The sequence below is a fragment of the Kitasatospora sp. NPDC127121 genome (genome assembly GCF_042677305.1).
GTDB lineage: Bacteria > Actinomycetota > Actinomycetes > Streptomycetales > Streptomycetaceae > Kitasatospora.
In genome coordinates this window covers 1-23057 of the sequence record NZ_JBHXTQ010000028.1, presented here as the reverse complement: position 1 = coordinate 23057, position 23057 = coordinate 1, and the positions used below count along the sequence as shown (strand labels likewise).

Here is a 23057-nt window from a genome sequence, read left to right as displayed (position 1 = left end):
GGAACCCGACGCCGACCGATACCCCCCGAGGGTATGGAGGTCGGACCGGAGACGCTCAGCACGTTCCCGGAACGACGACTGTCACGAGGAGCAACGATGACCACCCAGGCACCCGCCTCCACGGAGGTGGAACTCTCGATCGGCGGCATGACCTGCGCCTCGTGCGCGGCCCGCATCGAGAAGAAGCTCAACCGGATGGACGGCGTCTCGGCGAGCGTCAACTACGCCACCGAGAAGGCGAAGGTCGCCTTCCCCGCGGGCGTCGACGTCGCCGACCTGATCGCCACCGTCGAGGCCACCGGCTACAGCGCCGCGCTGCCGAAGCCGCCGGCCGCCGAAGGCCCGACCGGGCAAGCCGGGCAGGCCGAGCCGGTCGACGAACTCGCCCCGCTGCGCCAGCGGCTGGTCACGGCCGTGGCGCTCGCGGTGCCGGTGATCGCGATGGCGATGGTGCCGGCCCTGCAGTTCGACAACTGGCAGTGGCTGTCGCTGGTGCTGGCCTCGCCGATGGTCACCTACGCCGCCTGGCCGTTCCACCGCGCCGCCTGGACCAACCTCAAGCACGGCGCCGCGACCATGGACACCCTGGTCTCGCTCGGCACCGGCGCCGCGTTCCTCTGGTCCCTGTGGGCGCTGTTCCTCGGCGACGCCGGAATGCCGGGCATGCGGCACGGCTTCGAGCTGACCATCGCCCGCAGCGACGGCCCGTCGAACATCTACCTGGAGGCGGCGGCCGGCGTCACCGCCTTCATCCTGGCCGGCCGCTACTTCGAGGCCCGCTCCAAGCGCACCGCGGGCGCCGCGCTCAGGGCGCTGCTGGAACTGGGCGCCAAGGACGTCACCGTGCTGCGCGGCGGGGCCGAGGTCCGGATCCCGGTCGGCGGCCTGGCCGTGGGCGACCGGTTCGTGGTGCGGCCGGGCGAGAAGATCGCCACCGACGGCGTGGTGGTCGAGGGGGCCTCGGCGGTGGACGCCTCGATGCTCACCGGCGAGTCCGTGCCGGTCGAGGTCGGCGTCGGCGACCAGGTCACCGGCGCCACCGTCAACGCTGGCGGCCGGCTGGTGGTCGAGGCCACCCGGATCGGCGCGGACACCCAGCTGTCCCGGATGGCCCGGCTGGTCGAGGACGCGCAGAACGGCAAGGCCGCCGCCCAGCGCCTCGCCGACCGGATCTCCGCCGTCTTCGTCCCGATCGTGATCGTCCTGGCGGTGGCCACCCTCGGCTACTGGCTGGGCACCGGCGAGGGCTGGACCGCCGCCTTCACGGCAGCGGTCGCGGTGCTGATCATCGCCTGCCCGTGCGCCCTGGGCCTGGCCACCCCGACCGCGCTGCTGGTCGGCACCGGCCGCGGCGCCCAACTGGGCGTCCTGATCAAGGGCCCGGAGGTGCTGGAGTCCACCCGCAAGGTCGACACCATCGTCCTGGACAAGACCGGCACCGTCACGACCGGCCGGATGGCCCTGCTCGCCGTGCACACCGCCGAGGGCGTCACCGAGGCCGAGGCACTGCGCCTGGCCGGCGCCCTGGAGCACGCCTCCGAGCACCCGATCGCCCGGGCGATCGCCACCGCCGCCGCCGAGGCCGGTGAGCTGCCCGCGGTCGAGGGCTTCGAGAACGTGCCGGGCCTGGGTGTCCAGGGCGTGGTGGACGGCCACGCGGTGGTCGCCGGCCGGGAGGCGCTGCTGAACGACTGGTCGCAGTACCTGCCGGAGGGCCTGGCCGCGGCCAAGCGCGCCGCCGAGGCTGCCGGGCGGACCGCGATCGCGGTGGGCTGGGACGGCGAGGCCCGGGCCGTCCTGGAGGTCGCGGACGCGGTCAGGCCGACCAGCTCCGAGGCGATCGCCCGGCTGCGCGCGCTGGGCCTGCGTCCGGTGCTGCTGACCGGCGACAACCGGGCGGTCGCCGAGGCCGTCGCGGCCGAGGTCGGCATCGCCCCGGCGGACGTGGTCGCCGAGGTGCTGCCCGAGGACAAGGTCGCCACCGTCAAGCGGCTCCAGGCCGAGGGTAAGGTCGTGGCGATGGTCGGCGACGGCGTCAACGACGCGGCCGCCCTCGCCCAGGCCGACCTGGGCCTGGCCATGGGCACCGGCACCGACGCCGCGATCGAGGCCGGCGACCTCACCCTGGTCCGCGGCGACCTGCTGGCGGCGGCCGACGCCATCCGGCTCTCCCGCAAGACCCTGGCCACCATCAAGAGCAACCTGTTCTGGGCCTTCGGCTACAACGTCGCCGCCCTGCCGCTGGCCGCCGCCGGGATGCTCAACCCGATGATCGCGGGGGCCGCGATGGCCTTCTCCTCGGTCTTCGTGGTCGGCAACAGCCTGCGACTGCGCCGCTTCCGCTGAGCCCGCCCGAACGCTGAACCGCCCACCCCGCTGAGCCCGCCCACCCTGCTCGACCCGCCCGAGTCGCCGTGGCCCCGGAACCGCACCAGGTTCCGGGGCCCCGGCGCGTTCCGTTCAGCCCCGCGAAGCCCCGCTTCAGCCCTGCTCGGGCAGCGCCACCGCCTGCCACCGGTACGCCGCGTCCTCCTGCCAGCACTGCAACTCGCCCTCCACCACCGCGGCCAGGCACAGCCGCCAGTCCTCGCCCATCGCGAGCGCGACCCGGGTGGCCGGGCGCAGCGTCGGCCGCCACCAGCGCGGCCGCCGGGAGGCGCCGCCGGCCGGCAGCCGCAGCCGGACGCCGCCCGCGCCGGCCAGCGCCACCGTCGGGCCGCCCCGGTGGCCGGCCATCGCGACGCCGAGGGAGGGCTCGCCGTCGCCGATCTCGGGGGCCGGGCCGGCCGTGTCGAGGGTGTGCAGCTGGACGGAGCCGTCCGGGCGCAGCGTGGCGGCCTGCGGTCCGGCGGAGGTGCGGGCCAGCGCCCCGGCGCGCAGGGCGCCGGGCGGCCCCAGCGGGGCGGGGCGCTCGGCCGAGCCCGGTCGCCAGCTCAGCACCTGCTCCCGGTGCTCGACCAGGACCAGCCAGGACCCGGCCCGTTCCTCCAGGGCGGCGAGCACCCGGTCGGCCGGGCAGCCGGGCAGCTCCTGGCCGGTGAGGGTGAGGCCGGGTGCCCAGCGGTAGGAGCGCAGGGCGCCGCCGGCCGCCGTCCAGACCGTCATCTCCCCGGCGGAGTTGACCGCCCCGGCGAGCCCGCTGACGCCGCGCGCGGCCTCCCACCAGCCGGCCGAGGTGCCGACCCAGAGCGTCCCGCCGCGGTCCTCGGCGCAGACCACCAGTTCGCCCTGGTGTCCGGCCCAGCCGGCCAGCAACTCCCTGACCGGGCCGGGCCCCTGGCCGGCCGGCAGACGCTGCCCGTGGTGTCCGGGGCCGGCCAGTGCGGTGCCGTCGGCGCCGCCGGTGACCAGCAGCGGCCGGCCGGCCCGGTCGGGCAGGACGGCCAGGCCCGCGGTGCGCGCCACCGGCCGGCGGGAGCGCAGGAGTTCGCGGCCGCGGCCCACCCAGGGGCCGAGCGGGGAGGGGCGGCGGTCCGGTTCGCGGGCGAGCGGTTCGCAGGCCCAGCGCGCCAGGTCCTCGCCGTAGCCGGCGGCGAGGAGTTCGGCGCGGGCCTGTTCGGCGGCGAGCCGGTGGTCGAGCCGGCCGTGGTCGGGCAGCAGCAGGGTGCGGGCGAGGGTGCCGACCGCGAACAGGTCCTTGGCGGTGGTGGGGAAGCCGCCGACCTGCTCGGCCTCCGGCGGGACGTGCCCGGGGGTGAACACCGCGACGGTGAGGGTGTGGTCGAGCGGGGCCAGGAAGGTCAGGTCGATCAGCTTGACCTGGTTCTGGGCGTCCACCAGGACGTTGGCGGGGGAGATGTCGCGGTGCACCCAGCGTTTTCGGTGCAGTTCGTCGACGATCCGGCAGAGCCGGGCCAGCACCTCGGCCACCGCCGCCGGGCCGCCGCGCTGGGTGCGGGCCCAGGTGTGCAGCGGCACGCCTTCGACCCAGGGGGAGATCTGGTAGCCGAGCAGCCCGGCGGAGGGCGCGGCGCCGGGCCGGTGCGGGGAGGGTCCGAGCAGGAAGCTGGGCACCACCAGGTCGTTCACGCCCAGGCGGTGGGCGTTGTGCGAGACGTCGTCCCAGCGGCCGAGCCAGCGCCGCACCTCGGAGGGGTCGCGCTCCAGCATGATCTTCGCGGCGACGAGTTCCTTGAGCCCGCTGTGGCCGGTCCGCACCGCCCGCCACACCTCGGCCTCGCCGCCCCGGTGGTGGAATTCCAGGAGCTCGTACTGCTCGGGGTCGAACTCCGGCCCGAACCGGAGCCCGGGCACCCAACGCGACTCGGACACGCATCCCCCGACTGGACCCTGTTGGCCTGTTCGCCCCGACCCGGCCTCGGGCCGGTTCCCGCGCGGTGGTTCTCACACCGCTTCCGCTGCGTCGCCCAGGATAGTGCTCAATTCTGTTCGTCTGTCCGGTGGAGGGCCTATTCTGATGGGCGCCCGATCAACATCGAAACGGCGTCAACTCATGATCACACACCTTGTGTTGATCATCGATCGGCGTATTTCCAAGCGCAGGGGGACGGTGCATGGTGCAGCTCGCGGTGCTGCTGCTCGTGGTGGCACTGGCCGGTGCGGCAGCCGTCGTACTGGCCCGCCGCCGACGGAGCCTGGACGCCCAGGCCGCGGCCAAGGCCCTGGCCGTGGCCGCCGAACGGCTCGCCGCCGGCAAGGCCCCGCAGGCCCGGCGCCGCTACGCGCGCCTCGCCCAACGGCTCGCCGCCGGCCCCGAGGAACTGCGCCCGCAACGCGGCCTCGCCCTGCTCGGCCAGGCCGAGGCCACCGTCCCCACCGGCGACCAGCAGGCCACCCTCGCCCTGCACCGCGAGGCCTTCCCGCTGCTCGCCGACCCGGCCCGGCAACTGCCCCGGTGGAGCCTGCACCGCCTCGCCGAGGAGCGGATATCCGCCCCTGACGGCGACCTCGGGCCGCTGCTCGCCTTCCTCCAGGCCACCGCCGACGGTGCCGAACCCGGTGAGGAGGCCGCGGCCGCCGCCCGCGCCACGGACTGGCTCCAGCGGCTCTGCCGCGAGGGCTCCCCCGAGCAGCGCGAGAGCGCCACCACCCGGTCGCTGGCCGCACTGCCCGGCCGGGACTGGCCGGTCCTGGCCCGGGCCGCCCTGCTGCGCGACACCGACCGCGCCGCCGAGGCCGAGACCCTGCTCGCCGCGTCCGCCCCCGGCGGCAGTGGCGAACTCTGGTTCCGCTGGGGCGCCCAGCTGTTCACCCTGCACCGGGACGAACCCGCCGTCGCGGCCTTCGACGAGGCGCTGCGCCGCGGCCCCGGCGAGCCCTCCCCGTGGGGGCGCGGCCCGGCGCTGCGCACCGAGAGCCTGCTCTTCCGGGGCCTGGCCCGGCAGCGGCTCGGCGCCACCGACGCCGCCTGGTCCGACCTCGCGGCCGCCGCCACCGAGACCCCCGGCGACCCCCGCCCCCGCTACGCCCTCGGCCGGCTCGCCCTGCTGCTCGGCGCCGACGAGCAGGCCCGGGACCAGTTCACCGCCGCCCTGACCGTCCAACCCTCCTTCGCCCCGGCCCGGTTCGGCCTCGCCCTGGTGCACGAGCGGGCCGCGCGCCCCGCCGAGGCGGCCGCCGACTACCGCACCGGCCTCGGCCTCGCCCCCGACTGGCGCCCCGCCCGGGTCCGGCTCGGTGCGGCCCTGCTCGCCGCCGGGCAGGCCGCCGAGGCCGCGCCCGTCCTCGGCGCCGAGGCCGACGTCGAACCGGACTCCCGCTGGGCCCGGATCGCCGCCTTCCACCACGGTCTGGCCCTCGCCCGCACCGACGACCCGGCCGGCGCCCTGGCCCGCTGGGAGCCGCTGCACGACGAGGACCTGCGCGAACGCCAGGCCCTGGCCCGTGACCGGCTCGCCCGCACCCGGCTGGCCGACGACCCGGTGGCCGCCCGGGAGCTCTGGCAGCAGGCCGCCGCCGACCACCCGGCCGCCCCCGGTTACCGGGCCGCGCTGCGCGAGGCCGCCCTGCGCGAGGCCGCGCACCTCCTGGTCACCGGCCGCGACCGGCCCGAACCGCGCGAGCGGGCCGTCGCCGCCCTCGACCTCGCCGACACCCTGCCCGGCTCCGTCACCCACCGGCAGGCCCGGCTGCGCGCCGCCCTCGCCCTGGCCGCAGGCTCCACCGAACCGCTGGGCACCCTGCTCGACGCCGCCACCGGGCCGCGCGACCGCTACCACCTGGCCGCCGCCGCCCTGCTGACCGGCCGTCCGGTCCAGACCATCGCCCTGCTCGCCCCGCTCGCCCCCGACCCGGCCGGCGACCCGGCCCTCGCCCGGCTGCGGGCGCTGCTCGCCGAACGGGCCGGCAACTGGGCCGCCGCACTGGACTGGTACCGCCACTTCCTGACCGCCGGCCAGGCCCCCGAACCGCCGCAGCCCCCGCCCGCGGCGGCCGACTGCGCCGTCTGCCCCGCCCCCGCCACCGGCACCTGCGCCGGCTGCGGCCGGGAGACCTGCGCCGCCCACCTGCACCGCCCCGCCGACGCCGCCTCGCCACGCTGCGTACGCTGCACCGGCCCCGCGCTGCGCGCCGTCCTGGACTGCGCCTGCCGGGCCGGGGTGCCCGAGCAGGCCGAACCCGTCCTCGCCGCCTGGGCGCAGGCCCTCGGCGACAGCCCCGCCGCCGCGCCCGTACGGCTGGACCTCGCCCTGCTGCGGGCCGAACTCGGCCGACTGGACGAGGCGTTGGCCGACCTGCCGGCGGACGCCGACGCCGCGCGCGGCGCCGTCCTGATCCGCCGGGCCGGCGCCGCCCTCGACGCCGGCGAGCCCGGACGCGCGGCCGGCGACCTGCGCCAGGCCCTCACCCTCGCCCCGGGCCGGCCGCAGGCCGCCGCCGCGCTCGTCCTGCTCGCCGAGCACGAGGCCCACCAGCACGCCGTCGAGGGCCGCCACCGCGAGGCCTGGGACGGCTACCACGCCCTGCTGCTCAAGGACCCGGCCCACCCCCGGCTGCTGCACGCGCTCGGCCTGGCCGGCTACCGGCTCGCGGTCTCCCTCCAGGCGGGCCCGGAAACCTCGGAAACCTCGGAAGGCCCGGACGAGCGGATCTGGACCTGGACGCTCGGCTGCCTGGTCGCCGCCCTGCACCAGCCCGACCTGTGGGCGGAGTCCGCCCGGATCACCGGCCGCCCGGCCGAACCGCAGCGGATGTCCACCGCCCGCAGCGCGCTCACCGACCGCCTCCGCGAGGACCTGCGCGCCCTGGACCGGGCCGCCGGCCGCACCGGCGACGAGGTCACCGCCTGGACCCTGCGCCTCGGCATGGAGGCGCACAGCGCCGACGCCTTCGCCCAGGAGGACGTCCGGATCACCCTGCCCGGCCGCCCCGCCCGGCGCCTCGCCCTCGGCCCCGCGCTCGACCGGCTGCTCCGCCAGGAGCCCGAACTCGCCGCCTGGGCAGCCGGGTTCGACGAGGCCGTACGGGCCTGGCGGCGACCGGAAACCCCCGACGGGCACCCGCTGACCAGGGCCCTCGGCCTGTTCGGCGACCTCGGCCCGCAGCGCTACCTGCTCCTCCAGGGCCGCCAGGCCGCCGCCGTCGGCGCCCTGGACGCGGTGCCCGAGGCCGAACGCGGAACGGGCTGGCGGGACCTGCTCGGCGAGAGCCTGGTCAGCGAGGCCCGCGAGCACCACCGCAACCAGGACTGGCGCGAGGCCCTGGACTGCCTCACCCGCGCCCGGGCCGTGCCCGGCGCCGTCCTGCCCGCCGACGCGCCCGCGATCGCCGCCGAGTGCGGCGTCCGGGCCGCCCGCGCCCTGCTCAAGAGCAGCGACGACGACCAGGCGGGCGCCACCGAACTCCTGGAGAAGGCCCTCGCGCTGGCCCCCGACCACCCCGAGGTGCGCGGCGACCTCGGGGCCACCTACGCCCAGTGGGCCCGCAAGATCAACAACGAGGCCAAGGACTACCCCCGCGCCCTGGTCCTGCTGCGCAAGAGCATGGAACTCGCCCCCGGCGACCCGACCGCCGTCCACTTCCTGGAGGCCGCCCTCGGCAACCGGGCCGGCCAGCTCAGCCGCCCCGACGCCCCCGAAGCGGAACTGGAGGAGGCCGCCGACGCGTGGCGGGAGCTGATCACGCTCAACCCCGACCCGGACCACCGGCTCGGCCTCGCCTTCGTCCTGCGCCACCTCTCCCGCATCGCCGCCTTCGCGGACCACCGAGCCCTCGCCGTCGCCCGGATGGCGGAAGCCCTGCGCGCCGACCCGGAATGGGACGGCGACACCGAGGAGGAGGCCCCGCGCCGGGTCGCCGTGATGCTGGCCAACCACATGCTGGACAACCTCCAGGGCAGCCCGTTCACCACCCAGGCCGCCATGCTCCAGAAGGCCAGGTCCTACGACGACTCGGCCGAGATCCGCCGCCTGATGGTCAGCGTCTGGCGCGGCGAGGCCATCGGCCACTACGAGGCCCACCGCTACCGCGACGCGATCCGGCTGCTGGAGGAGGCGCTCGCGCTCTCCCGCACCCCGGAGGACGTCGCCAAGCTGCACGTCGAACTCAGCGTCGTCTACAGCTCCTACGCCGTCGGCCAGGCCAACCTGCGCCAGTTCCGGGAGGCCCGCTCGCTGATCGGCAAGGCCGTCGAGTACAACCCGGACGACCGCGACCTGCGCGCCCTGCAACGGAGGATCGGCGCACTGCGCTGACGGCAACCGCGGAGCCGCCGCCGTCGTCGTAGCCCATACGTCCATCCCTGAGCCGCAGCCGCAACCGCAACCGCAGCCAATCCCCGAGCCACAGCCAATCCCTGAGCAATCGTCAGCCGTGAGGAGAGAAGCCGCCCGCCATGCCACTGCACGAACCGTCGCCGTACGAGGTCCTGGGCGTTGCGCTCACGGCCGGCGTGCGCGAGATCAACCTCGCCGTCGGCCCGGCGATGAAGGCCGGCCGCTACACCCGCCAGCAGATCCAGGACGCCGCCGCCCTGCTGCGCAACCCCGACCGGCGGCTGGAGCTGGACCTCCAGCGCCCCCTGCCGCCGGAGCCGGTCGACCAGGCCGCCGACCTGCTGGCGCCCGCCCTCGCCGAACCGCTGCTGGTCGTCGAACGCCCGCCGCTGCCGCCCGCCGCCGCCCTCCTGGTGCTGCACCGGGCCGAGGCGGCGGCCGACTTCGCCGAACCCGCCCCCGGCGGCGCCGACCCCGAACCGCCCGTCCCCGCCCGCTACGCGGCCGACCTGTCCGTGCTGCCGCAGATCGAGGTACCCGAATGACCGACACGCCGACCGCTCCCGCGCCCGACGGCCACCGGCCGCTGGACGTCCCGCAGCGCGCCCTGGAGGTCGACCTCGACCAGGCGTTCAGCCAACTGCTGTACCGGGCCTCCCTCCTGCAGCGCCTGCGGGCCGAGGAGGCGCAGACCGCCCGGGCCACCCAGCGGGACCTGCTGGGCATCCTGGTCGAGGTGGACGACGCCCTCGCCGCGCTCGGCCTGGACCGGGAGCTGGTGCTGCTCGGACGCGGCACCGGGATCGAGGCCACCCGCCGGCGGCTGCTCGGCCGCCTCGCCAAGGCCGGGGTGCGCCCGATGCGGCTGGAGGGGCTGGCGGCGGACCCGGCGCTGACCGAGATCGTCGGCACCGAGCCGCGTCCCGCAGTGGCGCCGGAGACGGTCGTCCGGACGGTGGTCACCGGGTTCTTCTGGGAGGAGGAGGTGCTGCGCCGCGCCCAGGTCGTCGTCGCCGCGGTGCCCGAGCCCGCCCCGGTGGGGGAGCCGGTCCTCGGGGAGGACGTCGAGCGGGCCCTGGAGCCCGTACCGGAGGGGGCTGCGTCGCCGGACCTTGAGCCTACGGAAGCCGGGGGCGACGACACCGCGCCCACGGAGGCCGAGGACGCGGACGGCGGCCCCGAACCCGCCGCCGCGCCGGTGAACCCCGCCGCCCGGGCCACGGCGGCCCCGCCCCGGGCCCGCCGGAAGGGAACGACCGCGGGCGGCCGGCGCAAGCGGAAGAAGTAGCCAGGACCACGAGGGGCAAGAGGGGAACGACATGTACCGCACACTCGGCATCGACCTGGGCACCACCAACTCGGTGGTGGCCCACCTGCGCCGGGGCGAGCCGGAGATCATCTTCAACCGGCAGAACCAGGAGGCCACGCCCTCCGTGGTCGGCAGCGGCCGCAAGGGCGAACTGCTGGTCGGCTCCACGGCGCGCAGCCGGGTCGCCATCGACGGCGTCAACGTGATCCGCTCGGTCAAGCGCTTCATGGGCCGCAAGTTCAAGGACCCGCAGGTCCAGGCGGCCCTCAAGGAGGTCGACTACAAGGTCACGGCCGGCACCGACGGCGACGTCAACGTCTGGTTCAACGGCCGCTCCTACACCCCGATCGAGATCTCCGCGATCATCCTGCACCGCCTCAAGGAGGACGCCGAGCAGCGCTTCGGCGAGCCCTTCCACCGGGCCGTCATCACCGTCCCCGCGTACTTCGGCGAACGGCAGGTCGCCGCCACCCAGGAGGCGGGCCGGATGGCCGGCCTGCACGTGCTGCGGATCATCAACGAGCCGACCGCCGCCGCGCTCGCCTACGGGATCACCTCCGAGGCCGGCGACGAGGGCCGGACCGTCCTGGTCTACGACCTCGGCGGCGGCACCTTCGACATCTCCATCCTGCTGCTGGTGCCCGGCTCGGTCTCGGTGCTCGGCATCGAGGGCGACAACCTGCTCGGCGGCGACGACTTCGACCGGGCCATCACCACCGCACTGCTGGAGGACATCCGCGAGGAGTACGGCGCGGACTACCAGCCCGACCTGCGGGACCGCCCCAAGATCGCCTCCACGGCCGAGACCATCAAGATCGAGCTCTCCCACCAGGAGGCCTCCGAGGTGATCCTGCCCGGCCTCGGCGCCGGCCAGCTGGTGCTGGAGACGGAGTTCGAACGGGCCCGCTTCGAGGAGCTGATCGAGGCCCAGATCGAGCGCACCATCGAGCTGACCCACAAGGCCATCATGCAGGCCAACCTCACCGTCGGGGACATCGACGAGGTGGTGCTGGTCGGCGGCTCCACGGCGATCCCGCTGGTGGCCCGGCGGCTCGGCGAGGTCTTCGGGCCGCGCCGGATCCGGCGCGGCGTCAATCCGATGCAGTGCGTGGCGCTCGGCGCGGCCGTGCAGTCCGCGCTGGTCGGCGAGGTGGAGTGCCCCGAGTGCCGGGCCCCCGGCGACCTCTCCGCCTCCAACTGCGCCAACTGCGCCACCACGCTGCTCGGCGGGCCCCGGGTCTCCTGCACCGGCTGCCACCTCCCGGTCAACGCCGAGGCCGCCGCCTGCCCCAAGTGCGGCCAGGAGCTGGGCGGTTCGGCCGCCGGTGCGGCCATCCCGGCGCAGTCCCAGGCGGCCACCGCCGTGCGCAGCGACAACTGCCCGCGCTGCGGCACCCCCGCCGCCCCCGGCGTCACCGCCTGCGAGCTGTGCGGCGAGGCGCTCAACTCCGCCGCACCCGGGCAGACCAGGGTCGCCTCGACCGCCGCCGAGGACGTCGGCCTGCGCTGCGCCGCCTGCGGCGTGGTCAACCCGCCGGGCAGCGAGGCCTGCCAGGGCTGCGGCGAGCTGATGCAGGTCACCAACCCGTTCGACATCACCCCGAAGAACCTCGGTATCGAGCTCAACGACGGCCGGCTGGCCGTCATCATCCCCAAGAACACCAGCTACCCGACCAGTTCGCCGGTCAGCCGCGAGTTCGTGGTCTCCGGCAGCGGCCGCCAGCGGCTGGAGATCGCGGTCTACGAGGGCGAGCACGAGATCGCCCAGCAGAACGAGCTGATCGGCCACCTGACCCTGCGGCTGCCCGCCGGGCTCGGCGGTCGCACCCCCGTGGAGGTGTCCTTCGGCCTCGACCGGGACCGCACCATCACCCTGTCGGTGCGGATCCAGGGCGGCGGCGAGAAGACCGTCAAGCTGGAGCGCGTCACCCTCGACCCCGAGCTCAAGGTCCAGGTCGAGGAGCAGCAGCGGCAGATCGAGACCTTCACCGACCGCTGGGGCGGCGAGCTCACCGAGGCCGAGATGCGCGAGGCGCAGCGCCTCATGGACAGCCTGGACGACCTGGCCGCCGGCCAGACCCGCGGCCAGTCGGTGGACGAGGCGCTGGAGCGGGCCCAGCGCCAGCTGAAGGCCCAGCGCTGGGTGCGCGGCTCGGAGGCGTACCTCAGCCTGTTCATCCACTACTGCGAGAAGCACCTCGACCCGAGCGACCTCGACCGGCTGCGCTCGGTGGCCGCCGACCTGCGGCTGCGCCGCGAGGCGGCCGACTGGGAGGGCGCCATGCGCGCAGCCCAGCGGGCCGACGAACTGTGCGACTCGCTCGGGCACACCTTCCGGATGCTCACCATGTGCAACGTCTACGTCAACCAGAACATGGTCTCGCCGGCGCTGGCCCAGCGGATCATGGCCGAGCTGCGCGGGCTGGACGAGGCGGTGGAGTCGGCCAACATGGAGGCCGCCAACCAGCACAGCTCGGCGCTGCTGGCGCTGTACGCGCAGGCGCAGCGGGAACTGGGCAGCGAGCCGCTCGCGGAGTCGCTCGGTCCGGTCCGTCCGGAGGAGGCCGGTCCGCGATGAACTCCGACGTGACTCCGCCCGACGTGACTCCGTCCGAGGTACCACCGTTCGAGGTGTACCCGTCCGAGGTGTCCCCGGCCGACGTGCACCCGATCGGCGGGCAGGTCGCCGAGGTTCCGCCGATCGAGGTGCGCTGCCCGCAGTGCGCCGTCCCGGCGGACCCGCAGGGCCTGCGCTGTCCGTCCTGCCGGGAGGATCTCGGCGTGCTGTTCCGGCTGCGTTACGCCGCTCGGATCGACTACAACCGGGCGCTGGACGCACTGGCGGCAGGTGACAGGGCGTTCGCGCTCGGACTGCTGCACCGCGCGGTGGCGGCCGAACCGGGGCTCGAACCGGCCCGGGACCTGCTGGAATGGGTGAGCGCGTCCGGGTCCGCGCGGCCGGTGCCGGGGGAGCGGGAGGGCGACACGCCCTCTGAGTGACCAATTCGGCCGTTCCCGGCCTGCCATCGAGTTCGATCGGTGCGAGTGTGTTCGTCACATGGATGTTCGCTGCCCTCACAAGGAGTGACGCAATGCGTATTCGTACCACCCTCGCCGCCACCGCACTCGCCGCTGTGGCCGTTCTGGCCGGTGCCGGCACCGCCTCCGCGGGCGACGCGACCGCGAACGGTGTCGCGTTCGGTTCCCCCGGTGTGCTCTCCGGCAACCAGATCCAGATCCCGATCAACCTCGAGGCCAACGTCTGCGGCAACTCGATCGGCATCATCAGCATCCTCAACCCGGCCTTCGGTAACACCTGCATCAACGGCTGACCCGACTGCTGGGGCCGTCCGTCGAACCCGACGGACGGCCCCAGCATCGTGTCCGCACCCCCGTTCGGGGGTGGTGGCGCGGGCGCGAGGCGGAGACCATGGGGGCCGACCCGCACGCGCCCACCCAGGAGTCAGAACGTGCCGACCACGCCGACCCCGCGCAGCTACGCCTCCGGCACCTCGGACGTGCCGCTGCTCGGCGACACCATCGGGGAGAACCTCGACCGCGCGGTGCGCGCCTTCCCCGCACGGGACGCCCTGGTCGACCGGGCCACCGCCCGCCGCTGGACGTACGCCGAACTCGCCGCCGACGTAGACGCGTTGGCCCTCGGCCTGCTCGACCTCGGCATCGCCAAGGGCGACCGGGTCGGCATCTGGGCGCCCAACTGCGCCGAGTGGACGCTCACCCAGTACGCCACCGCCAAGCTCGGCGCGATCCTGGTCACCATCAACCCGGCCTACCGCTCACACGAGTTGGAGTACGTGCTGAACCAGGCCGGGATCCGCCTGCTGGTCGCGGCCGAGCGCTTCAAGACCTCCGACTACGCCGGAATGATCGAGGAAGTACGGCCCCAGTGCCCGGAGTTGGAGCGGATGGTGCTGATCGGCAGCCCCGACTGGGACACCCTGCTCGCCGCCGGGCGCCGCGCCGACCCCGGCCTTCTCGCGCAGCGGCAGCGGGAGTTGACGCCGGACGACCCGATCAACATCCAGTACACCTCCGGGACCACCGGCTTCCCCAAGGGCGCGACCCTGTCCCACCACAACATCCTCAACAACGGCTACTTCGTCGGAGAACTGCTCAACTACACCGAGCAGGACCGGATCTGCGTTCCGGTGCCGTTCTACCACTGCTTCGGCATGGTGATGGCGAACCTCGCGGCCATCTCCCACGGCGCCTGCACGGTGATCCCCGCGCCCTCCTTCGACCCGGGCGCCACCCTGGCCGCCGTCGCCGCCGAGCGCTGCACCTCGCTGTACGGGGTGCCCACCATGTTCATCGCCGAACTCGCCGACCCCGACTTCGCGCGCCACGACCTCACCAGCCTGCGCACCGGCATCATGGCGGGCTCCCCCTGCCCGGCCGAGGTGATGAAGGACGTCATCGGCCGGATGGGCATGGCCGAGGTCGCCATCTGCTACGGCATGACCGAGACCTCGCCCGTCTCCACCCAGACCCGCGCCGACGACACGGTCGACCGCCGGGTCTCCACCGTCGGCCGGGTCGGCCCGCACCTGGAGGTCAAGGTCATCGACCCGGCCACCGGCCGGACCGTCCCGCGCGGCGAGCCCGGTGAACTCTGCACCCGCGGCTACTCCGTCATGCTCGGCTACTGGGGCGAGCCCGAGCGCACCGCCGAGGCCGTCGACGCCGCCCGCTGGATGCACACCGGCGACCTCGCCGTCATGGACCGGGACGGCTACCTCGCCATCACCGGCCGGATCAAGGACATGGTCATCCGCGGCGGCGAGAACCTCTACCCGCGCGAGATCGAGGAGTTCCTGTACACCCACCCCGACGTCCTCGACGTCCAGGTCGTCGGTGTGCCCGACGCCCGGTACGGCGAGGAGCTGATGGCGTGGATCCGCATGCGCGCGGGCGCCGAGCCGCTCACCGCCGACACCGTCCGCACCTACTGCGCCGGCCGGCTCGCCCACGTCAAGATCCCGCGGTACGTGCACGTGGTCGAGGAGTTCCCGATGACCGTCACCGGCAAGGTCCGCAAGGTCGAGATGCGCGCGGAGGCCGTGCGCCTGCTCGGCCTCTGACCTGATCTACCGCCGCCCGGTACGAGCCCGCCCGTCCGCACACACCGAACGGCCCCGGGCCGGCGGTTCTTCCGCCGGCCCGGGGCCGTTTATCCTGCGGCTGCTTCTCAAACGGCTACCGGGCGCCCCAGGCCTTGTCGGTGGGGACGACCTCGCGGCCGAGCGGCATGAGGGAAATCGGGATCATCTTGAGGTTCGCCCAGCCGAACGGGATGCCGATGATCGACAGGAACAGCGGGATGCTGGTCACCAGGTGCGCGATCGCCAGCCACCAGCCCGCGAAGATCAGCCAGATGACGTTCCCGACGCAGGACGCCGCCCCGGCACCCGGCTTCTCCACGGTCGTCCGCCCGAACGGCCACAGTATGAAGCCGGCAATTCGGAAGGACGCGACGCCGAACGGGATGGTCACGATCAGCACGCAGCAGATAATTCCGGCGACGGTATAGGCAATAGCCATCCAGATACCGCAGAAGATCAGCCAAATGACATTGAGGACGAACTCGATCACCTTCATGGCTGACACCTTCTCACGGCTGCTGCTCGGGGTTCCACGATCCAGCCATGCCCGCCCCCGGGCGCGTCTACGCCCTTAGGGGGCGATCCTCGGGGTTTGTTCCGGGGTCGGTGCGGGCGGACGTGCAGGTGCCGCACCCTGCGGAGGGTGCGGCCCCGGTGCGGTGGCTCGGATCAGGCCGGTGGCGTGCCGTCGGGCCAGACGCAGGGGGAGCTGACCCGGAGGGTGAGGTCGTGGCTGGCGTCGGAGACCCCGTCCAGGGTGGCGAGGAAGTCGTTCTTGGGGTTCTTCAGCCTGATCCAGTCGTTGTGGAAATTGGGGGGATCCTGAACCGGCTGGAAGCCCTGGCCGGTCAGGAACGTTCGGAAGGCGTTCGCCGCCTCGGCCTTGGGCGCGGACGGGACGTCGCCGAAGTCGTATCCCCGATGGGTCTGCGTCCTGCCGTGCGGGCCGATGTCGTTGGCGTCGCATTCCATGTCGAAGAAATCGCCCGAGCTCGCGGTCGGTTTGACCGGCAGCTTGGCCAGGGTGTCGGCGAGGTAGGTGTCGATCTGCTTCTTGGCCTGGTCGAGCGTGATCGTGGACTTCGACCGCTCGTTCAAGGTCTGCACGCCGCAGGCGTTCAGGGCCAGTACGGCGACCGCCAGCACGGCGGTGGTGGTGACCCGTTTGATCAGCGGGGTGTGCTCGGTGGTGCTCATGAGACCCGCTTTCCGGCGATGATCTGGCCCATGGAGGTCAGGGTGGGCGAATCGTCGTTCCAGTAGTCCGAATGCCCCGCGTTGGGATTGGTGGGCAGGACCTGCGCGCCGAACTGGGGGACGGTGGTCTGTCGGCCGTGGATCAGGTGGTGGTCACCGTCGCCGAGGCCCCACGAGCTGGCGACGTTGTCGACGATGTTGTCCGCCATCCCGCCGGGGTCGGTGGCGGCGGCCCAGCCGATCGCGTCGGCCGGGCTCTGCGCCACGTACACGCGGGACGGGTCGATGTTCAGGTCCTTGGCGTTTTCGACGCCGCAGCCGGGGCTGGCGATGAGGACGACGTTGTCGACGGGAAGGCCCTTGTCGCGCATGGCGTAGCCCACGGTCGTGGTGCCGTAGCTGTGGGCGAGGACGGTGTTGTTCGACAGCTTCCCCTCGTGCGTGGCGTGCAGCCCGGTCTCGAAGGCGTGCAGCTTGTCCTCCGCGTTCTTCGCGTACTTGTCGTCCGCGGCCTCGGGGATGATCGTCTGCGGAGCGTCGTAGCCGACCCAGGTGATCGACGAGGTGGTGCTCGGGTCTTGCGCCTTCCGGTTGGCGTCGTTGGCCGACTTGACCATCAGGTCGGAGCGGTTGATGTCGCTGCCGATGCTGCCGAGCCGGGCGCCGGTGCCGGGCACGTACGTGGAGACGTTGTCGGCGGTGTCGGGGTTGTTGGCCGCGATGATCGCGTGGCCCTTGCCGTTGGTGTCGAAGCCCAGCAGGAAGGTGGGCGGGTGTTCGGCGTTGACCGGGGTGTTCAGCCGGTTCTCGATGGCCGTCACGCCCTTCAGCTTGTCTTCGAGGTCGTCGCGTTTCTGCTTCCACGCCGTGTAGTCGGGGTTCTGGACGGGCCCGCCGTTGGTCTCGGCGACGGACAGGTAGTGCTTCGGCTCCGGGCCGAGGCCGTCGAGCTGGTGTTGGAGGTCCTGCCTGCCGCGCTGGAGGTTGATCCGGTTGGCCTGGTCCCGGGCGAGCGCGGGGACGCCGTCGAGGGCGCCGACCTGGTCGGGGTGGTTGAGGATCATCCGGTGCTGCTGCTCGTCGGTCAGCCCGTTCCACCAGCCCTTGACGCTGTTCGGGTCGGTGCCGGCGGCGGGGACCTGTTCGAGCGCGTTCGCGGCGGCCAGGTCGGTCTTCGCCGTGGCGGCGTCGAGCCCGGTGCCGTCGCTCGCGTTGCCGGCCAGGTGGGCGAGCCGGGCGCTGATCGTCTGGTCCGCGTGGTCGGCCTCGGCGAGTGCGGCCGTGATCCGGCTGCTGATCTGCCGGGCCTGCGACTCGGCGTCGGTGCCGGCGAAGGTGGCGGAGCCGGGGTCGTTGTCCCAGGTGATCCCGCCGTCGGCGGCGACGGTCAGCTTGTGGGTCCTGGCGTCGTCGAGGGCGTTGATCAGGTGCGCCTGGGCGGCGGCGAAGCCCTCGGCCGCGTCGTACAGGGCTCTGCTGACGAGGCCGATCTCCTGTTGGGCGGCTTGGAGTTCGTTCTCCAGGAGCTGGATCCGGGCTTGGGCGTGACCGGCGGCGTTCCCGGTCCACTGGGAGTGGTTCAGCCGGTCGACGACCTCGTGCTGCCAGTTCTCGACGTGCTGGCCGAAGGCGGTGGCCAGGGTGTCGAAGGCGGTCTTCGCGGTGGTGAGGTTGATGAGGTCGGCGTCGTGGAGGGTCTTGATGTCCATCGCTTACGCGGCCGCCTTCGCGTCGGCGGGCTTCACGGGGCCAGGGACGAAGGTCGTGTTGAACGGGTCGGGTTCGTTGGGGAGTGGTGCGGCCGGGTTCCGCATGCTCCCGTGGATGTCCTTCTCGACCTGGCGGTAGTAGGCGGCCGAGGTGGCGAGCTTGGTGCCGACGTCGCCCATGTCGCCGCCGAGCTTGTCCAGCAGCGTCTTCCAGTTCGTGCCGCAGTTCTGGATGGCGGCGGCGGTGAGCCAGCCCTTCAGGCCTCCGGCGGCCTGGTTGCACGGGTCGGTGATCTTCGCGGTCTCTCCCGGTATGAGTCCGCCGATGTGCTGGGCGCTCTGCCCGCAGCCGTCCAGTTCGGCTGGGTTGACCTTGAACTCCAAGGCCAGATCAGGATCTGCCATGTCTTTCCCCCCGTTGATGAGCCCCGGACCGGCGTGCCGCCCGGGTCCGTGTCGACAAACTGCTGACGGATGCTAACGGATCGATCTTCGGCGGCGGGGAGGGCACGGACCGGGCGACCTGCCCCGGCGCGGCCGGGGGCTGTGATTCGGGATACCCTGCGGGGGTAACTGATGGCGGGATCGGTCGGGAGGTGGACGATGGCGGAGCCGCGTCCGGCCGTCCCCCGGGCCCTGCGCCTGCTGCTCCTCGCGGCGCTCCTGCTCGGCATCGTGGCGATGCACACGCTCGGCCATCCGACCGTCGGCGGGCACGGGGTGGAGCACGGGGCAGACCACGGGCCGGCGCGGCACGCCGTGAGCGCCGGTCACCCGGCGGGCGCCGAGGAGACGGTGCACACCGCAGCGGCCGACGGCATGGATCCGATGACGGTGTGTCTGGCCGTCCTCGCCGGCTGGACGTTGCTGCTCCTCATCGCCGGCCCCCTGCTGCGGTACAGCGGTGACGTCGCCGCCGAGGTGAGGGCCCGGCTGCTGCGGGCCGTTCGCGCGCTGCCGCCGCCCGGAGGCGGGCGGATCCTCCTCGCCCGGTTGTCGGTGCTGCGTCAGTAGGCGTGCGCCGGCCGCCCCGTGTCCGCGCTCCGGCGCGGGCGGGACGGCCGTCGCGACGTCCTGCTCACCCACACCCACCGCACGAGGTGCACTCCGTCATGCGCACACCCACCCGTCGTACCGTGCTCGGCGCGGCGCTCGCCGCCGCCGGCACCGGTCTGCTCGCCGCCTGTTCCGCCGATCCGATGAAGGGCATGGACCATGGGGGCGCCGCCCCCACCACCCCGGGCGGCTTCGTCGCCCCCGGCGGCCCCGAGGTCGCCGCCGCCGAGGCGCGGCGAGGGCCCGGGCCGGAGCGCAAGGTCGCGCTCACCGCCACCGAGACGACGCTCGACCTGGGCGGCCGCACCGTCCGCAGCTGGGCGTACGGCGACCGCCTGCCCGGCCAGGAGGTGCGCGCCACGGTCGGCGAGACGCTCGCCGTCAGTCTCGCCAACCACCTGCCGCAGCCCACCTCGTTGCACTGGCACGGCCTCGCGCTGCGCAACGACATGGACGGCGTGCCCGGGCTCACCCAGGACGCGGTGCGGGCGGGCGCCGGCTTCGAGTACCGCTTCGCGCTCGCCCACCCGGGGACGTACTGGTTCCACCCGCACTCCGGTGTCCAGCAGGACCGCGGCCTGTACGCGCCGCTGATCGTCGAGGACCCGAGGGAGCCGCTGCGCTACGACAAGGAGTGGGTCGTCGTCCTGGACGACTGGGTGGACGGGGTCGACGGCAGCACCCCGGACGCCGTGCTCGCCGAACTCGCCCGGGGCATGGGCGCGATGGACCACGCGGGGATGGACCACTCGGCGACGGGCGGCCACGACATGGCGGCCATGGGCGGCACTCCGACCGGCACCCCGAGCACCGCCCCGCCCACCGCCGCCGGCCCGTCCCGGATGCTGATGGGCGCCCGCAGCGCGCTGCTCGGCGGCGACGCGGGCGACGTCGGCTACCCGTTCCACCTGGTCAACGGCCGGCTCGCCACCGCGCCCGAGACCTTCACCGCCAAGCCCGGCGACCGGGTCCGGATCCGGCTGATCAACGCGGGCGGCGACACCGCCTACCGGGTCGCGCTGGGCGGCCACGAGCTGACCGTCACCCACACCGACGGCTTCCCGGTCGAGCCGGCCACCACCCAGGCGCTGCTGCTCGGCATGGGCGAGCGCTACGACGTGCTGGTGACCGTCCAGGACGGCGTGTTCCCGCTGACCGCGCTCGCCGAGGGCAAGAACGCCGCCGCACTCGCCCTGCTGCGCACCGGCGGCGGCGCCGCGCCGGACGCCTCGGTGCGCCCGGCGGAGCTGGACGGCAGGCTGCTCGGCGCGGCACAGCTCAAGGCCGACCCGAGCGTGCGGCTGCCCGCCAGGGCGCCGGACCGGACGGTGCGGCTGGAGATCACCGGCGGCATGGCGAAGGCCGACTGGGCGTTCAACGGCCGCCGGTACGACCCGGCGCAGCGCTACCCGGTGGCGGCGGGGGAGCGGGTCCGGCTGGAGTTCCGCAACACCACGAGCATGTGGCACCCCGTCCACCTGCACGGCCACACCTTCGCGCTGCCCGGTGACGGGCCCCGCAAGGACACCGCGATCGTGCTGCCGGGCGCGACGCTCGCCGTCGACTTCGACGCCGACAATCCGGGCCTGTGGATGGTGCACTGCCACAACGTCTACCACGCGGAGACGGGCATGATGACCGTCCTCGGCTACCGGGCCTGACCTTCGCGGCACGCGGCGTCGGGGCGGGGGAGCGGCCCTGTCCCGACGCCGCGCGGCCGGCCCGTCGGCGCCCGGCCGCGGGCGCACTGCCACCGGGCGCACCACCCGCCGCGACCTGCGGAGCAATGACGTTTTCTTAACGCGGGGCGATGACGCGTCCTTAACGCCGGTCGCATAGCCTGTCGCACTGCCGTCGCCCGACGGCGCTTTTACGGGGTCTTTAACAAGAGGTGCAAGGTGGTTTCGTCGGGTTCGACGGAGGCGGCGACGGCGGAACCGTCGTCGGCGCGAATACGGTTGCGCGGCTGGCTGCTGGAGGACGTGTCGGCGGACAAGCCGGCCACCGGGGAGGCCGGCCAGGACGGTTCGCAGGGCGGCGCGCAGGTGGGGGACTCCGGTGCGCACAAGGGCCAGCGCTGGTGGCGGGTGATGTGCCTGACCGGCCTGGACTACTTCTCCACGCTCGGCTACCAGCCGGGCATCGCCGCGCTGGCCGCGGGCGTGCTGTCGCCGATCGCGACGATCGTGCTGGTGATCGTCACCCTGCTGGGCGCGCTGCCGGTCTACCGGCGGGTCGCGCAGGAGAGCCCGCGCGGTGAGGGCTCGATCGCGATGCTGGAGCGGCTGTTGTCGTTCTGGAAGGGCAAGCTGTTCGTCCTGGCGCTGCTCGGCTTCGCGGCGACGGACTTCCTCATCACGATCACCCTGTCGGCCGCCGACGCGAGCGCGCACCTGGTGGAGAACCCGCACCTGACCAGCGTCCTCGGCGGCAAGCAGGTGCTGATCACGCTGATCCTGGTCGCGCTGCTCGGCGCGGTGTTCCTGAAGGGCTTCAGCGAGGCGATCGGCCTGGCGGTGGCCCTGGTCGCGGTCTACCTGGTGCTGAACGTGGTCGTGGTGGCCGTCGGCATCTGGAAGATCATCGAGGCGCCGCACGTGGTCACGGACTGGACCAGTGCGCTGACCGCCCAGCACGGCAACCCGGTGATCATGGTGGGCGTGGCGCTGGTGGTCTTCCCGAAGCTGGCGCTCGGCCTGTCCGGCTTCGAGACCGGTGTCGCCGTGATGCCGCACATCGAGGGGGACCCGGACGACACCGAGGAGAAGCCCACCGGCCGGATCCGCGGCACCCGCAAGCTGCTCACCACGGCCGCCGTGATCATGAGCTGCTTCCTGATCACCACCAGCTTCATCACCACCCTGCTGATCCCGGCCGACCAGTTCAAGCCCGGCGGCGACGCGAACGGCCGCGCCCTCGCCTACCTGGCCCACGAGTACCTGGGCGGCACCTTCGGCAGCGTCTACGACCTGTCCACCATCGCCATCCTCTGGTTCGCCGGCGCCTCCGCCATGGCGGGCATGCTCAACCTGCTGCCGCGCTACCTGCCCCGCTACGGCATGGCCCCGCACTGGGCCCGCGCGGTGCGGCCGATGGTGATCGTGCTGACCCTGATCGGCTTCCTGGTCACCTGGCTGTTCGACGCCAACGTGGACGCCCAGGGCGGCGCGTACGCGACCGGTGTGCTGGTGCTGATCAGTTCGGCGGCCATCGCCGTCACCATCGCCGCGTACAAGGCGAAGCAGCGGGGCTGGACCACCGCCTTCGCGATCATCGCGGCGATCTTCCTGTACACCACCGTGCTGAACTGCCTGGAGCGGCCGGACGGTCTGAAGATCGGTGCCTGCTTCATCGCCGGCATCATCCTGGTCTCGCTGCTCTCCCGGCTGCGCCGCGCCTTCGAGCTGCGCGTCACCGACGTGGTGCTGGACGACGTGGCGGAGCGTTTCGTCAGGGACTACGCGCACCGCCCGCTGCGGCTGATCGCCAACGAGCCGACCCACCGCGACGTCGCCGAGTACCGCGACAAGATCCGCCAGATCCGCGCCGACAACGACATCCCCGGTGAGGACGACCTGGTCTTCGTCGAGGTGACCGTCCGGGACGCCTCCGACTTCGAGACCGAGCTGACCGTGCGCGGCGAGGTGCTGCACGGCCGCTACCGGGTGCTGACGCTGGAGAGCTCCAGCATCCCGAACGCGATCGCCGCGCTGGCCCTCACCATCCGGGACCGCACCGGGCAGCAGCCGCACCTCTACTTCGAGTGGACCGAGGGCAACCCCTTCGCCCAGTTCCTGCGGTTCTTCCTGTTCGGCCAGGGCGAGGTGGCCCCGGTCACCCGCGAGGTGCTGCGCGAGGCCGAACCCGACCGCAGCCGCCGCCCGCGCGTCCACGTCGGCTGACGCTCCGCCGCACAACGTCGTGGGGGCGGGCCCGCGCCGGGGGGCCCGGGCGGCGCCCGGCGGGGGGGGGGGGCGGGGGGAGCGGG

16 protein-coding genes are annotated in these 23057 nt (G+C 73.7%); 11 read left to right on the top strand and 5 right to left on the bottom strand.

The window, feature by feature from the left end; translation table 11 throughout:
- Positions 1-96 precede the first annotated feature (96 nt).
- On the top strand, positions 97-2346 hold the full coding sequence (locus ACFVHI_RS16395; protein WP_380339737.1) for a heavy metal translocating P-type ATPase: 2250 nt from the start codon (positions 97-99) through the stop codon (positions 2344-2346).
- A gap of 135 nt (positions 2347-2481) precedes the next feature.
- Here the strand turns inward: ACFVHI_RS16395 and ACFVHI_RS16390 are convergent, their stop codons facing one another.
- Entirely contained in the window at positions 2482-4272 is a 1791-nt protein-coding gene (locus tag ACFVHI_RS16390; RefSeq protein WP_380339735.1) for a protein kinase, read from the bottom strand.
- Positions 4273-4514: 242 nt separating this feature from the next.
- Here ACFVHI_RS16390 and ACFVHI_RS16385 point away from each other — a divergent pair, with 242 nt between their 5' ends.
- The 7 genes from ACFVHI_RS16385 to ACFVHI_RS16355 all read left to right on the top strand — a co-directional run bounded on the left by ACFVHI_RS16385 (position 4515) and on the right by ACFVHI_RS16355 (position 15086).
- Complete coding sequence (locus tag ACFVHI_RS16385; RefSeq protein WP_380339732.1) at positions 4515-8654, top strand: hypothetical protein; 4140 nt, start codon at positions 4515-4517, stop codon at positions 8652-8654.
- A 140-nt stretch (positions 8655-8794) separates the two neighbouring features.
- Positions 8795-9220 carry a hypothetical protein gene (locus tag ACFVHI_RS16380; RefSeq protein ID WP_063346590.1) on the top strand — a complete coding sequence of 142 codons (426 nt, stop codon included), beginning with the start codon at positions 8795-8797 and terminating at the stop codon, positions 9218-9220.
- Positions 9217-9963 carry a nucleotide exchange factor GrpE gene (locus ACFVHI_RS16375; protein WP_380339729.1) on the top strand — a complete coding sequence of 249 codons (747 nt, stop codon included), beginning with the start codon at positions 9217-9219 and terminating at the stop codon, positions 9961-9963. Before ACFVHI_RS16380 ends, ACFVHI_RS16375 begins: the two co-directional genes overlap by 4 nt.
- A 31-nt stretch (positions 9964-9994) precedes the next feature.
- Positions 9995-12562: an Hsp70 family protein gene (locus ACFVHI_RS16370; protein ID WP_380339726.1), complete on the top strand. Its 2568-nt coding sequence runs from the start codon at positions 9995-9997 to the stop codon at positions 12560-12562.
- Positions 12559-12984, top strand: a complete 426-nt coding sequence (locus tag ACFVHI_RS16365; RefSeq protein ID WP_380339723.1) for a hypothetical protein — start codon at positions 12559-12561, stop codon at positions 12982-12984. Before ACFVHI_RS16370 ends, ACFVHI_RS16365 begins: the two co-directional genes overlap by 4 nt.
- Before the next feature lie 92 nt (positions 12985-13076).
- On the top strand, positions 13077-13316 hold the full coding sequence (locus tag ACFVHI_RS16360) for a chaplin (RefSeq protein ID WP_380339720.1): 240 nt from the start codon (positions 13077-13079) through the stop codon (positions 13314-13316).
- A 138-nt stretch (positions 13317-13454) separates the two neighbouring features.
- Complete coding sequence (locus ACFVHI_RS16355; RefSeq protein ID WP_380339717.1) at positions 13455-15086, top strand: AMP-binding protein; 1632 nt, start codon at positions 13455-13457, stop codon at positions 15084-15086.
- Positions 15087-15201: 115 nt separating this feature from the next.
- Here the strand turns inward: ACFVHI_RS16355 and ACFVHI_RS16350 are convergent, their stop codons facing one another.
- The 4 genes from ACFVHI_RS16350 to ACFVHI_RS16335 form a co-directional block, all read right to left on the bottom strand.
- Complete coding sequence (locus ACFVHI_RS16350; RefSeq protein WP_380339715.1) at positions 15202-15603, bottom strand: YccF domain-containing protein; 402 nt, start codon at positions 15601-15603, stop codon at positions 15202-15204.
- A 173-nt stretch (positions 15604-15776) separates the two neighbouring features.
- The gene (locus ACFVHI_RS16345; protein WP_380339712.1) at positions 15777-16304 is read right to left on the bottom strand and encodes a hypothetical protein; all 528 of its coding nucleotides are present in this window, start codon (positions 16302-16304) and stop codon (positions 15777-15779) included.
- Positions 16301-18013, bottom strand: coding sequence for an alpha/beta hydrolase (locus ACFVHI_RS16340; protein WP_380339710.1), 1713 nt, complete (start codon positions 18011-18013; stop codon positions 16301-16303). The genes ACFVHI_RS16345 and ACFVHI_RS16340 overlap by 4 nt, the downstream gene beginning before the upstream one ends.
- A 3-nt stretch (positions 18014-18016) precedes the next feature.
- On the bottom strand, positions 18017-18418 hold the full coding sequence (locus tag ACFVHI_RS16335) for a hypothetical protein (RefSeq protein ID WP_380339707.1): 402 nt from the start codon (positions 18416-18418) through the stop codon (positions 18017-18019).
- Between the two features lie 198 nt (positions 18419-18616).
- On the opposite strand from ACFVHI_RS16335, the gene ACFVHI_RS16330 reads away from it, so the two are divergent.
- The 3 genes from ACFVHI_RS16330 (at position 18617) to ACFVHI_RS16320 (ending at position 22971) form a co-directional block, all read left to right on the top strand.
- Positions 18617-19027, top strand: a complete 411-nt coding sequence (locus tag ACFVHI_RS16330; RefSeq protein WP_380339704.1) for a DUF6153 family protein — start codon at positions 18617-18619, stop codon at positions 19025-19027.
- A gap of 98 nt (positions 19028-19125) precedes the next feature.
- A complete protein-coding gene (locus ACFVHI_RS16325) occupies positions 19126-20730 on the top strand; it encodes a multicopper oxidase family protein (RefSeq protein ID WP_380339701.1) in 1605 nt (534 codons plus the stop codon).
- A 237-nt stretch (positions 20731-20967) separates the two neighbouring features.
- Positions 20968-22971, top strand: coding sequence for an amino acid transporter (locus ACFVHI_RS16320; protein ID WP_380339698.1), 2004 nt, complete (start codon positions 20968-20970; stop codon positions 22969-22971).
- The last annotated feature ends 86 nt before the right edge of the window (positions 22972-23057 follow it).